The sequence below is a fragment of the Streptomyces sp. NPDC051567 genome (assembly GCF_044454165.1).
Lineage (GTDB): Bacteria > Actinomycetota > Actinomycetes > Streptomycetales > Streptomycetaceae > Streptomyces.
Genome location: NZ_JBITDK010000037.1, coordinates 20,257 through 35,938 on the forward strand (window position 1 = coordinate 20,257; position 15,682 = coordinate 35,938).

The following is a 15,682-nucleotide window of genomic DNA, read 5'->3' on the forward strand; positions in this document are numbered from 1 at the left end:
GGCTGAGTTTCCATGGGACTGGAAGAGAAGCTGCCGAGCGGCTTTCTGCTGACCACCGTCGAACAGGCCGCGGGCTGGGTGCGCAAGGCATCCGTCTTCCCCGCGACCTTCGGCCTGGCCTGCTGCGCCATCGAGATGATGACGACCGGCGCGGGCCGGTACGACCTGGCCCGCTTCGGCATGGAGGTCTTCCGCGGCTCCCCGCGCCAGGCCGACCTGATGATCGTGGCCGGCCGGGTCAGCCAGAAGATGGCGCCCGTACTGCGGCAGGTGTACGACCAGATGCCCGCTCCCAAATGGGTCATCTCCATGGGGGTGTGCGCTTCCTCCGGCGGAATGTTCAACAACTACGCGATCGTCCAGGGCGTCGACCACATCGTTCCGGTGGACATCTACCTGCCCGGCTGCCCGCCCCGCCCCGAGATGCTGCTGGACGCGATCCTCAAGCTCCACCAGAAGATCCAGGGCTCCAAGCTCGGCGTGAACCGGGAAGAGGCGGCCCGCGAGGCGGAGGAGGCGGCCCTCAAGGCGCTCCCCCTCATCGAGATGAAGGGGCTCCTGCGGTGAGCGAGACCCACGAGCCGGAGAACGGCAATACCAACAGCACCGGAGCAGACCCCGGCGCAGGCACCGGCAACACCGGCAACACCGGCGGCGACGCCGCCAACGTCCCGGCCCCCCGGGACCGGGGCCCCGAGGTCATCGGCGTCCGCAAGGGCATGTTCGGCACGAACGGCGGCGGCGGTGACACCAGCGGTTACGGCGGCCTGGTCCGCACCGTGGTCCTGCCGGGCCCGAGCACCCGCCCGTACGGGTCCTGGTTCGACGAGGTCGCCGACGAACTCGAAGGCGCCCTGGAGGAGCAGGACCTGCTCCCCGCGAACGCCATCGAGAAGACGGTGGTGGACCGGGGCGAGCTGACCTTCCACATCGCCCGCGAACACCTCGTCCGCGTCGCACGCACCCTGCGCGACGACCCGGCGCTGCGCTTCGAACTCTGCACCGGCGTCAGCGGCGTGCACTACCCGCAGGACAAGGGCCGCGAACTGCACGCCGTCTACCACCTGCGCTCGCTCACCCACGGCCGCATCCTGCGGCTGGAGGTGTCCGTCCCGGACAGTGACGCGCACCTGCCGTCGCTCGTCACCGTCTACCCGACCAACGACTGGCACGAGCGCGAGGCGTACGACTTCTTCGGCCTGGTCTTCGACGGGCACCCGGCCCTCACCCGGATCATGATGCCGGACGACTGGCAGGGCTTCCCGCAGCGCAAGGACTACCCGCTCGGCGGCATCGCCGTCGAGTACAAGGGCGCCCAGATCCCGGCCCCCGACCAGCGGAGGTCGTACAGCTGATGTCCACTTCACACGGCACCTCCCACGCCTCCTCCCGGGAGACCACCGAGGGACTCGTCTACACCGTCACCGGCGGCGACTGGGACGAGATCGTCCAGGCCGCGGCCCGTGCGGACGACGAGCGGATCGTCGTCAACATGGGCCCCCAGCACCCGTCCACCCACGGCGTGCTCCGGCTCATCCTGGAGATCGACGGCGAGACGGTCACCGAGGCCCGCTGCGGCATCGGCTACCTCCACACCGGCATCGAGAAGAACCTCGAATACCGGAACTGGACGCAGGGCACCACCTTCGTCACGCGCATGGACTACCTGACACCGCTCTTCAACGAGGCCGCCTACTGCCTCGGCGTCGAGAAGCTGCTCGGCATCACCGACCAGATCCCCGACCGCGCCACCGTCCTGCGCGTCCTGCTGATGGAGCTCAACCGGATCTCCTCGCACCTGGTGTGCATCGCCACCGGCGGCATGGAACTGGGCGCGACCACGATCATGATCTACGGTCTCCGCGACCGCGAGCTGATCCTCGACGTCTTCGAGCTGATCACCGGGCTCCGCATGAACCACGCGTTCATCCGCCCCGGCGGCCTCGCGCAGGACCTGCCCCCGGGCGCCGTCGACCAGCTCCGCGACGTCGTCGGGACCCTGAAGAAGAACCTGCCGGAGTACGACAAGCTCGCCACCGGCAACCCCATCTTCAAGGCCCGCATGCAGGACGTCGGTCACCTCGACCTGACCGGCTGCATGGCCCTGGGCGTCACCGGCCCGATACTGCGCTCCGCCGGCCTGCCGCACGACCTGCGCAAGACCGACCCGTACTGCGACTACGACACCTACGAGTTCGACGTGCCGACCACCGAGACCTGCGACTCGTACGGGCGGTTCCTGATCCGCCTGGAGGAGATGCGCCAGTCGCTGCGGATCGTCGAACAGTGCCTGGAACGGCTGGAGCCGGGCCCGGTCATGGTCGCCGACAAGAAGATCGCCTGGCCCGCGCAGCTCGCGATGGGACCGGACGGGCTCGGCAACTCGCTCGACCACATCAGGAACATCATGGGCACCTCCATGGAGGCCCTCATCCACCACTTCAAGCTGGTGACCGAGGGCTTCCGGGTACCGGCCGGACAGGCGTACACGGCCGTCGAGTCCCCCAAGGGCGAACTCGGCGTCCACGTCGTCTCCGACGGCGGCACCCGCCCCTACCGGGTCCACTTCCGCGACCCGTCCTTCACCAACCTGCAGGCCATGGCCGCGATGTGCGAAGGCGGCCAGATCGCCGACGTCATCGTCGCCGTCGCCTCCATCGACCCCGTGATGGGAGGCGTCGACCGATGACCGCCAGTCCTGTGAACGAGGGGGTGAGCCTGGGCATGCCCCAGCTGCCGGCCCCCGACTACCCGGCGGAGGTCCGCGAGCGGCTCGCCGCCGACGCCGCCGACATCATCGCCCGCTACCCCGACAGCCGCAGCGCCCTCCTGCCGCTGCTGCACCTCGTCCAGTCCGAGGAGGGGTACGTCTCGCGCACCGGCATGCGCTTCTGCGCCGAGACCCTGGGCCTGACCACCGCCGAGGTCACCGCCGTCGCCACCTTCTACACGATGTACCGGCGCAAGCCCTCCGGGGAGTACCAGGTCGGCGTCTGCACCAACACCCTGTGCGCGGTGATGGGCGGCGACGCCATCTTCGACGAACTCAAGGAACACCTCGGGGTCGGCAACAACGAGACCACCGCCGACGGCAAGGTCACGCTGGAACACATCGAGTGCAACGCGGCCTGCGACTTCGCCCCCGTGGTGATGGTCAACTGGGAGTTCTTCGACAACCAGACCCCCGGCTCCGCCAAGGCGCTGGTGGACGACCTGCTGGCCGGCCGGCCCGTCGCCCCGACCCGGGGCGCGCCGCTGTGCACGTACAAGGAGACCGCCCGCATCCTGGCCGGCTTCCCGGACGAGCGGCCCGGTGCGGTCGCCGCGAGCGGCGGCGCCGGTCCCGCCTCGCTCATCGGCCTGCGCATCGCCCGCGGCGAGAGCCCGCACACCTCGATCGTGCACCCGCGTGGCGAGGCCGGCACCGAGGGAGGGGAGTGATGACCGTGTCGACTCCGAAGGAAAGCCGCGGGGACCTCTCCCGCCAGGACGGCCCCGGCACGGGCGCCAGCCCGGAGAAACTCCTCGCACCCGTCCTGTCGGCGTTCTGGGACGACCCCCGGTCGTGGACGCTGGAGACCTACCGGCGCCACGAGGGGTACGAGGGCCTGCGCAAGGCCCTCGCGATGACCCCGGACGACCTCATCGCGTACGTGAAGGACTCCGGTCTGCGCGGACGTGGCGGCGCGGGCTTCCCCACCGGGATGAAGTGGCAGTTCATCCCGCAGGGCGACGGAAAACCGCACTACCTCGTCGTGAACGCGGACGAGTCGGAGCCGGGAACCTGCAAGGACATCCCCCTTCTCTTCGCCAACCCGCACTCCCTCATCGAGGGAATGATCATCGCCTGTTACGCGATCCGGTCGAAACACGCCTTCATCTACCTGCGCGGCGAGGTGGTCCCGGTCCTGCGGCGCCTGCACGAGGCGGTGCGCGAGGCGTACGAGGCCGGTTACCTCGGGGAGAACGTTCTCGGGAGCGGACTCGACCTCGAACTCACGGTGCACGCGGGGGCGGGCGCGTACATCTGCGGCGAGGAGACGGCACTGCTCGACTCCCTCGAAGGCCGGCGCGGTCAGCCCCGGCTGCGTCCTCCCTTCCCTGCCGTCGAGGGGCTCTACGCGTGCCCCACTGTGGTCAACAACGTCGAATCCATCGCCTCGGTTCCCGCGATCCTGAACAAGGGCAAGGACTGGTTCAAGGCGATGGGGACCGAGAAGTCCCCCGGCTTCACGCTCTACTCGCTCTCCGGGCACGTCGTCGGCCCCGGCCAGTACGAGGCCCCCCTCGGCATCACCCTGCGCCAGCTCCTCGACATGAGCGGCGGCATGCGCCCCGGACACCGGCTGAAGTTCTGGACCCCCGGCGGTTCCTCCACCCCCATGTTCACCGCCGAACACCTCGACGTCCCGCTCGACTACGAGGGCGTGGGCGCGGCCGGCTCGATGCTCGGCACCAAGGCCCTCCAGTGCTTCGACGAGACGACCTGCGTGGTGCGGGCCGTCACCCGGTGGACGGAGTTCTACGCCCACGAGTCCTGCGGCAAGTGCACCCCCTGCCGCGAAGGCACCTACTGGCTGGTCCAGTTGCTCCGCGACATCGAGGCCGGCAAGGGCGCCATGTCCGACCTCGACAAGCTGAACGACATCGCCGACAACATCAACGGCAAGTCCTTCTGCGCGCTCGGCGACGGCGCGGCCAGCCCGATCTTCTCCTCGCTCAAGTACTTCCGGGCGGAGTACGAGCAGCACATCACGGGCAAGGGCTGCCCCTTCGACCCCAGGAAGTCGACCCTCTGGGCTGACACGGAGGTGAACGCATGACCGTCACCACGAACGCCCCTGCGGGCGGCGGCGAGGCCCCCGCGCCGCGCGAGGACCTCGTCACGCTCACGATCGACGGGGCCGAACTGTCCGTCCCCAAGGGCACCCTCGTCATCCGGGCCGCCGAACAGCTCGGCGTCGAGATCCCCCGCTTCTGCGACCACCCCCTCCTCGCCCCGGTCGGCGCCTGCCGCCAGTGCATGGTCGAGGTCGAGGGCCAGCGCAAGCCGATGGCCTCCTGCACCATCACCTGCACGGACGGCATGGTCGTCAAGACCCAGCTGACCTCCGGGGCCGCCGACAAGGCCCAGCGCGGGGTGATGGAGCTGCTGCTCATCAACCACCCGCTGGACTGTCCCGTCTGCGACAAGGGCGGCGAGTGCCCGCTCCAGAACCAGGCCATGTCGCACGGCAACGCCGAGTCCCGCTTCGAGGGCCGCAAGCGGACCTACGAGAAGCCCGTGCCCATCTCCGCCCAGGTGCTCCTGGACCGCGAACGGTGCGTGCTGTGCGCGCGGTGCACCCGCTTCTCGGAGCAGATCGCGGGCGACCCGATGATCGAGCTGCTGGAACGCGGCGCGCTCCAGCAGGTCGGCACCGGCGAGGGCGACCCCTTCCAGTCGTACTTCTCCGGCAACACCATCCAGATCTGCCCCGTCGGCGCCCTCACCTCGGCCGCCTACCGGTTCCGCTCCCGCCCCTTCGACCTCGTCTCCTCCCCGAGCGTGTGCGAGCACTGCGCGGGCGGCTGCGCGACCCGCACCGACCACCGGCGCGGCAAGGTCCTGCGCCGCCTGGCCGCGGAGGACCCCGAGGTCAACGAGGAGTGGCTCTGCGACAAGGGCCGCTTCGGGTTCCGCTACGCGCAGCGCCCGGACCGGCTGACGACCCCGCTGGTGCGCAGCGCCGCCGGGGTCCTGGAACCGGTGAGCTGGCCCGAGGCCCTGGACGCGGCGGCGGCCGGTCTCGCCGCCGCGCGCGGCCGGGCCGCCCGCACCGGAGGTGCTGGTGCCGCGGTCCTGACGGGCGGGCGCCTGACCGTCGAGGACGCCTACGCGTACGCCAAGTTCGCCCGGGTGGTGCTCGACACCAACGACATCGACTTCCGGGCCCGCGTGCACAGCGCGGAGGAGGCCGAGTTCCTGGCCGCCACCGTGGCCGGCACCGGCAGGGACATCGACGGCACGGGCGTCACGTACGCCTCGCTGGAGGCGGCGCCCGCCGTGCTGCTCGCCGGGATCGAGGCCGAGGAGGAGGCCCCGGGCGTCTTCCTGCGGCTGCGCAAGGCCCACCGCAAGCGGGGGCAGCGGACCTTCGCCCTCGCCCCCTTCGCCACCCGCGGCCTGGAGAAGGCGGGCGGCACCCTGCTGGCCGCCGCACCCGGCACCGAACCCGCCTGGCTCGACGCGCTGGCCTCCCGCACCGCCCTGGAGCCCGGCGGCCCGGCCGCCGCCGACGCGCTGCGCGAGCCCGGCGCCGTCATCGTCGTCGGGGAGCGCCTCGCCGGGGTGCCCGGCGCGCTGACCGCCGCCGTCCGTACCGCCGCCGCGACCGGCGCCCAACTGGTGTGGATCGCCCGCCGGGCCGGGGAACGGGCCGCCGTCGAGGCGGGCGCCCTGCCCTCGCTGCTGCCCGGCGGCCGTCCGGCCACCGACCCGCGCGCCCGCAGCGAGGTCGCCGCCGTCTGGGGCCTGGACGAACTCCCGCACCGGCACGGCCGTGACACCGGCCAGATCGTCGAGGCCGCGGCCGGAGGCGAACTGTCCGCGCTCCTCGTCGCGGGCGTCGAGGTCGCCGACCTGCCGGACCCGGCCCGTGCGCTGCTCGCCCTGCGGGAGGCGTTCGTCGTCTCCCTGGAACTGCGGCCCGGCCAGGTCACCGACCACGCGGACGTGGTCCTCCCGGTCGCCGCGGTGGCCGAGAAGGCGGGCGCCTTCCTCACCTGGGAGGGCAGGCTCCGCCCGTTCGAGGCGGCGCTCAAGCCCGACCAGATGACCCGCCGCCTCGCCCCCGCCGACGCCCGCGTCCTGCACATGCTGGCCGAAGCGGCCGGCCGGCCGATCGGCCTGCCCGACCTGCACGCCGTCCGCCGCGAACTCGACCGGCTCGGCCCGTGGACCGGCGGACGGACCCCGGTCCACGTCACCGCCGCCGCGCCGCTGCCCCGGCCCGGAGCGGGCGAGGCCGTCCTCGCCGGGCACCGGCTCCTCCTCGACCAGGGACGCCTCCAGGAGGGCGACGAGGCCCTGGCCGCGACCCGGCACGAGGCCGCCGCCCGGCTCTCGGCCGCCACGGCCGCCGAGACGGGCGTCAAGGACGGCGACGTCCTCGCCGTCACCGGCCCGGCCGGTTCCGTACGCCTCCCGCTGCGCATCACCGAGATGCCCGACCGCGTGGTCTGGCTCCCGCTGAACTCCACCGGCTCCGGCGCCCTCGCGGACCTGGGCACCCGCCCGGGGACCCTCGTGCGCATCGGTCCGGCGGACGGCGCGGACGCGGAGGTGCGGCCGTGACCGCGACCACCACCCGGGACCCGCGGACCCGTACCCACGTCCTTCGGCCGGGCACCGTCCCGGCCCCCGCACGGGAGGCGCGAGCGTGACCCCCCTCGCCCAGTTCGCGGCCCAGCCGCACATCCTCGCCGCCGAGGACCTGTCCCTCTTCGGCCGGGACGTCTGGTGGCTCGTCCTGCTCAAGGCGGTGTTCTGCTTCGTCTTCCTGATGGTCACCGTGCTCTTCTCCATCGTGTGGGAGCGCAAGGTCGTCGCCTGGATGCAGCTGCGCATCGGCCCCAACCGCAACGGCCCCTGGGGCTTCCTCCAGTCGCTCGCCGACGGCGTCAAGCTGATGCTGAAGGAGGACATCGTCGTCAAACGGGCCGACAAGATGGTCTACATCCTGGCCCCGGTCGTCGCGGCGGTCCCGGCGTTCATGGCCATCGCCGTGATCCCCTTCGGCCCCCCCGGCAACGAGGTCTCCATCTTCGGCCAGCGCACCACGATGCAGCTGACCGACCTGCCGATCGCGATGCTCTACATCCTCGCGGTGGCCTCGGTCGGCATCTACGGCATCGTGCTGGCGGGCTGGTCCTCCGGCTCGACCTACCCGCTCCTGGGCGGCCTGCGCTCCTGCGCGCAGATGATCTCCTACGAGATCGCCATGGGCGCGGCCTTCGCCTCGGTCTTCCTCTACTCCGGCTCGATGTCCACCTCGGCGATCGTGGAGGCGCAGGCGGACCGCTGGTTCATCGTGCTGCTGCCGGTCTCCTTCATCATCTACGTCATCACGATGGTCGGCGAGACCAACCGCGCCCCCTTCGACATGCCGGAGTCCGAGGGCGACCTCGTCGGTGGCTTCAACACCGAGTACTCCTCCATCAAGTTCGCGCTGTTCATGCTGGCCGAGTACGTCAACATGGTCACCGTCTCGGCGGTCTCCGTGACGCTCTTCCTCGGCGGCTGGCGGGCCCCGGCGCCGATCTCCACCTACTGGGAGGGCGCCAACCACGGCTGGTGGCCGATGCTCTGGTTCGTCCTCAAGGTCCAGCTGCTGCTGTTCTTCTTCATCTGGCTCCGCGGCACCCTGCCCCGCGTCCGCTACGACCAGCTGATGAAGCTCGGCTGGAAGGTCCTGATCCCGGTCTCCGTGGTCTGGCTGATGCTGGTGGCCACCGTCCGGGCGCTGCGCAACGAGAACTACGGCTTCGGCAACATCGTGCTCTACGTCGGCGGCGCGGTCGTCGCGATCCTGCTGATCTCCCTCGTCGCCGACTTCTTCCGCGACAGACGGGAGAAGGCCGACGCCGAAGCGGCGGACAAGGCCGACGCCGCACCCTTCGACCCGCTGGCGGGCGGTTTCCCCGTACCGCCCAAACCCGGCCAGCACCTGGCACCCGTACCGCGCCGACGGCCCCGCACCGAGCGGGAGCTGATTGTCAGTGGCGGGGCGAATACTGACAGTGACCGAGAGGAGGGTGCTGAGAATGTCTGACGAGAAGTGGCAGAACCCGGTGGCGGGCTTCGGCGTGACCTTCACGGCCATGTTCAAGAAGCGCCTCACCGAGCAGTACCCGGAACAGCGCAAGACCACCGCCCCGCGCTTCCACGGACGGCACCAGCTCAACCGCCATCCGGACGGTCTGGAGAAGTGCATCGGGTGCGAGCTGTGCGCCTGGGCCTGTCCCGCCGACGCGATCTACGTGGAGGGCGCGGACAACACCGAGGAGGAGCGCTACTCCCCGGGCGAGCGGTACGGCGCCGTCTACCAGATCAACTACGCCCGCTGCATCCTGTGCGGGCTGTGCGTCGAGGCGTGCCCGACGAGGGCGCTGACGATGACGAACGAGTTCGAACTGGCCGACTCCAGCCGCGAATCGCTCATCTACACCAAGGAACAGCTCCTCTCCGGTCTCACCGAGAACATGGTCGAGGCACCGCACTCGGTCTTCCCGGGCACCGACGAACAGGACTACTACCGCGGGCTGGTGACCGGCGCCGCCCCCGGCACGGTCCGGCAGGTGGCCGTGTCCAAGGGTGAGCGGCCGGCGGAAGAGGGGGCCGGGGCGTGACGCACACGATCGCCGCGGCGGCCACCTCGCTCACCTCCACCGGTGAGGCCGTGCAGTTCTGGATTCTCGCCGTCGTCGCCGTCGTCGGCGCGCTCGCCACGGTCCTCATGAGGAAGGCCGTGCACAGCGCCCTCAGCCTGGCCGGGACGATGATCGTCCTGGCGGTCTTCTACCTCGCCAACGGGGCGTACTTCCTGGGCGTCGTCCAGGTCATCGTCTACACCGGCGCGATCATGATGCTCTTCCTCTTCGTGGTCATGCTCGTCGGCGTCACCGCCGCCGACTCGCTCACCGAGACCCTCAAGGGACAGCGCTGGCTCGCCGCCGCGTGCGGGCTCGGCTTCGGCATCCTGCTGACCGCCGGCATCGGCAACGCCGGGATCACCCACTTCACCGGGCTCGGCCGCGCCAACTCGGGCGGGAACGTCGAGGGCCTGGCCCAGCTGATCTTCACCAAGTACGTCTTCGCCTTCGAACTCACCGGCGCGCTGCTGATCACCGCGACCGTCGGCGCGATGGTGCTCACCCACCGCGAGCGCACCGAGCGGGCCGCCACCCAGCGCGAACTCGCCGAGCGGCGCGTCCGTGAGGGCGTCCAGCTCCCGCCGCTCCCCGCGCCCGGCGTCTACGCCCGGCACAACGCGGTGGACGTGGCCGGTCTGCTGCCGGACGGCACCCCGTCCGAACTGACCGTCAACAAGACCCTGCGCGGACGCGGCCAGATCCGCGACGTGTCGAGCGAGGCGCTCGACGACCTCAAGGCGCTGGAGCAGCGCTCCTCGGAGCGCCTCGGCCGTGAGGAGGCATCGAAGTGAACCCGGTCAACTACCTGTACCTGGCGGCGCTGCTGTTCACCATCGGCGCGGCCGGGGTCCTGATCCGGAAGAACACGATCGTGCTGTTCATGTGCGTCGAGCTGATGCTCAACGCCTGCAACCTCGCCTTCGTCGCCTTCTCCCGGATGCATGGCAACCTCGACGGCCAGATCATCGCGTTCTTCACGATGGTCGTCGCCGCCGCGGAGGTCGTCGTCGGCCTGGCGATCATCGTGTCGCTGTTCCGTACCCGCCACTCGGCCTCGGTCGACGACGCCAGCCTGATGAAGCTGTAAGGGGTCGCTGTGGAGAACATGATCGCGCTGCTGGTAGCGGCGCCCCTGCTCGGAGCGGTGGTGCTGCTGTGCGGCGGCCGTCGCCTCGACCGGACCGGCCACTGGCTCGGTACCCTGCTCGCCGCCGTCTCCTTCGGCATCGGCGTCGCCCTCTTCGCCGCCATGCTGGGGCGCGGCGCCGAGGACCGCACCCTGCACCAGCACCTGTTCAGCTGGGTGCCGGTGGAAGGCTTCCAGGCGGACATCGCCTTCCAGCTGGACCAGCTGTCGATGACCTTCGTCCTGCTCATCTCCGGGGTGGGCACGCTCATCCACGTGTACTCGATCGGGTACATGGAGCACGACGAACGCCGCCGCCGCTTCTTCGGCTACCTCAACCTGTTCGTCGCGGCGATGCTGCTGCTCGTCCTCGCCGACAACTACCTGCTGCTGTACTTCGGCTGGGAGGGCGTCGGCCTCGCCTCCTACCTCCTGATCGGCTTCTGGCAGCACAAGCCCAGCGCGGCCACCGCCGCCAAGAAGGCGTTCCTGGTCAACCGGGTCGGTGACATCGGCCTCTCGATCGCGATCATGCTGATGTTCACCACCTTCGGGACTTTCGCCTTCGGGCCGGTGCTCGCCTCGGTCGGCGAGACCTCCGAGGGCACCCTGACGGCGATCGGCCTGATGCTGCTCCTGGCCGCCTGCGGAAAGTCCGCGCAGGTGCCGCTGCAGTCCTGGCTCGGCGACGCGATGGAGGGCCCGACCCCGGTCTCGGCCCTGATCCACGCGGCCACCATGGTCACGGCGGGCGTCTACCTCATCGTCCGCTCGGGCGCCATCTTCAACGGGGCGCCGGACGCACAGCTCGTCGTCACCATCGTCGGCGCGGTCACGCTGCTCTTCGGCGCCGTCGTCGGTTGCGCGAAGGACGACATCAAGAAGGCCCTGGCGGGCTCGACCATGTCGCAGATCGGCTACATGATCCTGGCCGCCGGGCTCGGCCCGATCGGATACGTCTTCGCCATCATGCACCTGGTGACGCACGGCTTCTTCAAGGCCGGACTCTTCCTCGGCGCCGGCTCCGTGATGCACGGCATGAACGACGAGGTCGACATGCGCAAGTACGGCGGGCTGCGCACGTACATGCCCGTCACCTTCGTCACCTTCGGCCTCGGCTACCTCGCCATCATCGGCTTCCCGGGCCTGTCCGGCTTCTTCTCCAAGGACAAGATCATCGAGGCCGCCTTCGCCAAGGGCGGTACCGAGGGCTGGATCCTGGGCGGCGTCGCCCTGCTGGGCGCGGCGATCACCGCCTTCTACATGACCCGCGTCATGCTCCTCACCTTCTTCGGCGAGAAGCGCTGGCAGCCCGATGCCCAAGGCCACGCGCCGCACCCGCACGAGTCCCCGAGGTCGATGACCCTGCCCATGATCGTCCTGGCCTTCGGCTCGGTCTTCGCGGGCGGCTTCTTCGGCATCGGCGACCGCTTCCTGAACTGGCTGGAGCCCGTCACCGGCTACGCGCACGGGCACCCGCCGGTCAGCGCCCTGACCGTCACCCTGGCGACCATGGTGGTCCTGGTGATCGGCGTCTCCATCGCCTGGGCCATGTACGGCCGCAGGCCCGTCCCGGTCACCGCCCCGCGCGGCTCGCTGCTCACCCGGGCGGCCCGGCGGGACCTCTACCAGGACGACCTCAACCACGTCGTCCTGGTCCGCGGCGGGGAACACCTGACCCGCTCGCTCGTCTACGTCGACCACAGCCTGGTCGACGGTGTGGTCAACGGGACGGCCGCCTCGGTCGGCGGACTCTCGGCCCGGCTGCGCACGCTGCAGAACGGCTACGCCCGCAGCTACGCGGTCTCGATGTTCGGGGGCACGGCGATCGTCATCGCCGTGACCCTGCTGATGAGGGCGGTGTGAGATGAGTTTCCCGCTTCTGACGGTGACGGCCGTGGTCCCCGCGGTCGGCGCCGTCCTGACGGCGGCCGTCCCGGCCGCCCGCAGGACCGTGGCCAAGTGGCTCGCACTGTTCTTCTCGCTGGCGACGCTCGCCCTGGCCGTGCTCGTCGCGGTCCGCTTCGAGCCCGGCGGCGACCGCTACCAGCTCACCGAGTCGCACGCCTGGATCAAGGACTTCGGCGTCCGCTACGAACTCGGCGTCGACGGCATCGGGGTGGCGCTCATCGCGCTCACCGCCGTACTGATGCCGTTCATCATCCTGGCCGGGTGGCACGACGCCGACCAGCTGGAGACCAAGAACCGGCGCTGGCGGCCGACCCAGGGCTTCTTCGCCCTGATCCTGCTGGTCGAGGCGATGGTGATCATCTCCTTCGAGGCCACCGACGTCTTCCTCTTCTACGTCTTCTTCGAAGCCATGCTCATCCCGATGTACTTCCTCATCGGCGGCTTCGGCGACCGCGCCCACAGCGGCGCCGACGAGAAAGCCGCCGCGCAGCGCTCCTACGCGGCCGTCAAGTTCCTCCTCTACAACCTGGCCGGCGGCCTGATCATGCTGGCCGCCGTCATCGGGCTGTACGTGGTCGCCGGGAACTTCTCGCTCCAGGAGATCGCCGCCGCCCGCGCCGACGGCACGCTCGACATGGCGACCAACACCGAGCGGCTGCTCTTCCTCGGCTTCTTCTTCGCCTTCGCGGTGAAGGCCCCGCTGTGGCCGCTGCACACCTGGCTGCCGAACGCGATGGGCGAGTCCACCGCCCCGGTAGCCGTACTGATCACCGCGGTCGTCGACAAGGTCGGCACCTTCGCGATGCTCCGCTTCTGCCTCGGACTCTTCCCCGAGGCCAGCAAGTGGGCCACCCCCGTGATCATCGTCCTGGCCCTGATCAGCATCATCTACGGCGCGCTGCTCGCGGTCGGCCAGCGGGACATCAAGCGGCTGATCGCCTACGCCTCGATCTCGCACTTCGGCTTCATCGTGCTCGGCATCTTCGCGATGACCTCCCAGGGCCAGTCCGGCGCCACCCTCTACATGGTCAACCACGGGATCTCCACGGCCGCGCTGATGCTGGTGGCCGGCTTCCTGATCTCGCGGCGCGGCTCCCGGCTCATCGCCGACTACGGCGGAGTGCAGAAGGTGGCCCCGGTCCTCGCCGGCACCTTCCTGATCGGCGGCCTCGCCACCCTCTCCCTGCCGGGCCTGGCGCCCTTCGTCAGCGAGTTCCTCGTCCTGGTCGGCACCTTCGCCCGCTACCCGGTCGCCGGGATCATCGCCACCGTCGGCATCGTGCTGGCCGCGCTCTACACCCTGGTGCTCTACCAGCGCACGATGACCGGACCGGTACCGGAGAAGATCCGCGCGATGCCGGACCTGCGGGTGCGCGAGGTCCTCGTCGTCGCCCCGCTGATCGTGCTGCTGATCGGGCTCGGCGTCTACCCGAAGCCGCTGACCGACATCGTCAACCCGGCGGTGGAACACACCATGTCGGACGTGAAACAGACGGACCCGAAGCCCGAGGTTCCCGTACGGGACGCGGCTGTCGAGGCCAAGAACGGGGAGGCGGCGAAGTGAGCGCCCTGACTGCTGCCCACAGCCTGTGGACGCTGGCGGCCGAAGGACCGGTCGACCGCATCCAGGCCCCCCAGATCGAGTACGCGCAGCTCGCGCCCACGCTGATCGTGATGGGCGCGGCGATCCTCGGCATCCTCGTCGAGGCGTTCGTCCCGCGCCGCGCCCGCTACTACGTCCAGGTGTCCCTCGCCCTCGCCGCGCTGGCCTCGGCCTTCGCGGCGGTCATCGGCCTCGCGGCCGGCGGGTACGGCTCCACCGAGGCGAAGATCGCCGCGATGGGCGCGATCGCCGTGGACGGCCCGGCCCTCTTCCTCCAGGGCACGATCCTGCTGGCCTCGGCCGTCGCCTTCCTCACCTTCGCGGAACGGCGCCTTGACCCCGCCGCGCACGGCAACCGGGTGGACTCCTTCGCCGCCCAGGCGGCCTCCGTACCCGGCAGCGACAGCGAGAAGGCCGCCGTCAAGGCGGGCTTCGCGACCACCGAGGTCTTCCCGCTGGCCATGTTCGCGGTCGCCGGGATGCTGATCTTCCCGGCCGCCAACGACCTGCTGACCCTCTTCATCGCGCTGGAGGTCTTCTCCCTCCCGCTCTACCTGCTCTGCGCCCTCGCCCGCCGCCAGCGGCTGATGTCGCAGGAGGCGGCGGTCAAGTACTTCCTGCTGGGCGCCTTCTCCTCCGCCTTCCTCCTCTTCGGCATCGCCCTCCTCTACGGGTACGCGGGCTCGGTCTCGTACGCGGTGATCGCGGACGTGGTGGACGGCACCGTCACCCGGCTGGACCCGGCGCTGGCGGGCACCATGGGCAACGACGTGCTGCTGCTCATCGGCGGCGCGCTGATCCTGACGGGCCTGCTCTTCAAGGTCGGCGCGGTCCCCTTCCACATGTGGACCCCGGACGTCTACCAGGGCGCCCCGACCCCGATCACCGGCTTCATGGCGGCGGCCACCAAGGTCGCGGCCTTCGGCGCGCTGCTGCGACTGCTGTACGTGGTCCTGCCGGGTCTGCGGTGGGACTGGCGGCCGGTGATGTGGGGCATCGCCATCGTCACGATGCTGGCGGGCGCGGTGATCGCGGTGACCCAGACGGACGTCAAGCGGCTGCTCGCCTACTCCTCGATCGCGCACGCGGGCTTCATCCTGGCCGGTGTGATCGCGACGTCGGCGGAGGGCGTGCAGTCCGTCCTCTTCTACCTGGTCGCGTACTCCTTCGTGACGATCGGCGCCTTCGCCGTGGTCACGCTGGTGCGGGACGCGGGCGGCGAGGCGACGCACCTGTCCAAGTGGGCCGGGCTGGGGCGGCGTTCGCCGCTGACGGCGGCCGTGTTCGCGGTGTTCCTGCTGGCCTTCGCGGGCATCCCGCTGACCTCCGGGTTCTCGGGCAAGTTCGCCGTGTTCAAGGCGGCGGCGGAGGGCGGGGCCGGGGCGCTGGTCGTCGTCGGTGTCCTGTCGTCCGCGATCGCCGCGTTCTTCTACGTCCGGGTGATCGTGCTGATGTTCTTCAGCGAGCCGAAGGCCGACGGCCCGACCGTGGCGGTCCCCTCGCCGCTGACGATGACGGCGATCGCGGTCGGTGTCGCGGTGACCCTGGTGCTGGGCGTGGCCCCGCAGTACTTCCTGGACCTGGCCGGCCAGGCGAGCACGTTCGTCCGCTGACCGGTTCGCCGCACG

At 70.4% G+C, this 15,682-nt stretch carries 13 protein-coding genes; all 13 read left to right on the forward strand.

Annotation, left to right across the window (positions count from 1 at the left end; translation table 11 throughout):
* The first annotated feature begins 12 nt into the window (after positions 1–12).
* Entirely contained in the window at positions 13–567 is a 555-nt protein-coding gene (locus ACIA5F_RS28135) for a NuoB/complex I 20 kDa subunit family protein (RefSeq protein ID WP_399357739.1), read from the forward strand.
* Positions 564–1,355: an NADH-quinone oxidoreductase subunit C gene (locus tag ACIA5F_RS28140; protein WP_399357741.1), complete on the forward strand. Its 792-nt coding sequence runs from the start codon at positions 564–566 to the stop codon at positions 1,353–1,355. Before ACIA5F_RS28135 ends, ACIA5F_RS28140 begins: the two co-directional genes overlap by 4 nt.
* On the forward strand, positions 1,355–2,689 hold the full coding sequence (locus ACIA5F_RS28145) for an NADH-quinone oxidoreductase subunit D (RefSeq protein ID WP_399357743.1): 1,335 nt from the start codon (positions 1,355–1,357) through the stop codon (positions 2,687–2,689). The genes ACIA5F_RS28140 and ACIA5F_RS28145 overlap by 1 nt, the downstream gene beginning before the upstream one ends.
* Positions 2,686–3,441, forward strand: coding sequence for an NADH-quinone oxidoreductase subunit NuoE (gene nuoE / locus ACIA5F_RS28150; RefSeq protein ID WP_399357745.1), 756 nt, complete (start codon positions 2,686–2,688; stop codon positions 3,439–3,441). Before ACIA5F_RS28145 ends, nuoE begins: the two co-directional genes overlap by 4 nt.
* Positions 3,441–4,823 carry an NADH-quinone oxidoreductase subunit NuoF gene (gene nuoF, locus ACIA5F_RS28155; protein WP_399357747.1) on the forward strand — a complete coding sequence of 461 codons (1,383 nt, stop codon included), beginning with the start codon at positions 3,441–3,443 and terminating at the stop codon, positions 4,821–4,823. The genes nuoE and nuoF overlap by 1 nt, the downstream gene beginning before the upstream one ends.
* Positions 4,820–7,336, forward strand: coding sequence for an NADH-quinone oxidoreductase subunit G (locus ACIA5F_RS28160; protein WP_399357749.1), 2,517 nt, complete (start codon positions 4,820–4,822; stop codon positions 7,334–7,336). Before nuoF ends, ACIA5F_RS28160 begins: the two co-directional genes overlap by 4 nt.
* 85 nt (positions 7,337–7,421) lie before the next feature.
* Positions 7,422–8,813, forward strand: coding sequence for an NADH-quinone oxidoreductase subunit NuoH (gene nuoH, locus ACIA5F_RS28165; protein WP_399357751.1), 1,392 nt, complete (start codon positions 7,422–7,424; stop codon positions 8,811–8,813).
* Positions 8,806–9,390, forward strand: a complete 585-nt coding sequence (gene nuoI / locus ACIA5F_RS28170; RefSeq protein WP_399357753.1) for an NADH-quinone oxidoreductase subunit NuoI — start codon at positions 8,806–8,808, stop codon at positions 9,388–9,390. The genes nuoH and nuoI overlap by 8 nt, the downstream gene beginning before the upstream one ends.
* Positions 9,387–10,205 carry an NADH-quinone oxidoreductase subunit J gene (locus ACIA5F_RS28175; protein WP_399357755.1) on the forward strand — a complete coding sequence of 273 codons (819 nt, stop codon included), beginning with the start codon at positions 9,387–9,389 and terminating at the stop codon, positions 10,203–10,205. Before nuoI ends, ACIA5F_RS28175 begins: the two co-directional genes overlap by 4 nt.
* Positions 10,202–10,501, forward strand: coding sequence for an NADH-quinone oxidoreductase subunit NuoK (gene nuoK / locus ACIA5F_RS28180; RefSeq protein ID WP_399357757.1), 300 nt, complete (start codon positions 10,202–10,204; stop codon positions 10,499–10,501). The genes ACIA5F_RS28175 and nuoK overlap by 4 nt, the downstream gene beginning before the upstream one ends.
* Before the next feature lie 9 nt (positions 10,502–10,510).
* Positions 10,511–12,406 carry an NADH-quinone oxidoreductase subunit L gene (nuoL, locus tag ACIA5F_RS28185; protein WP_399357759.1) on the forward strand — a complete coding sequence of 632 codons (1,896 nt, stop codon included), beginning with the start codon at positions 10,511–10,513 and terminating at the stop codon, positions 12,404–12,406.
* Position 12,407: 1 nt separating this feature from the next.
* Complete coding sequence (locus ACIA5F_RS28190) at positions 12,408–14,015, forward strand: NADH-quinone oxidoreductase subunit M (RefSeq protein WP_399357761.1); 1,608 nt, start codon at positions 12,408–12,410, stop codon at positions 14,013–14,015.
* Entirely contained in the window at positions 14,012–15,667 is a 1,656-nt protein-coding gene (nuoN, locus tag ACIA5F_RS28195) for an NADH-quinone oxidoreductase subunit NuoN (RefSeq protein WP_399357763.1), read from the forward strand. Before ACIA5F_RS28190 ends, nuoN begins: the two co-directional genes overlap by 4 nt.
* The last annotated feature ends 15 nt before the right edge of the window (positions 15,668–15,682 follow it).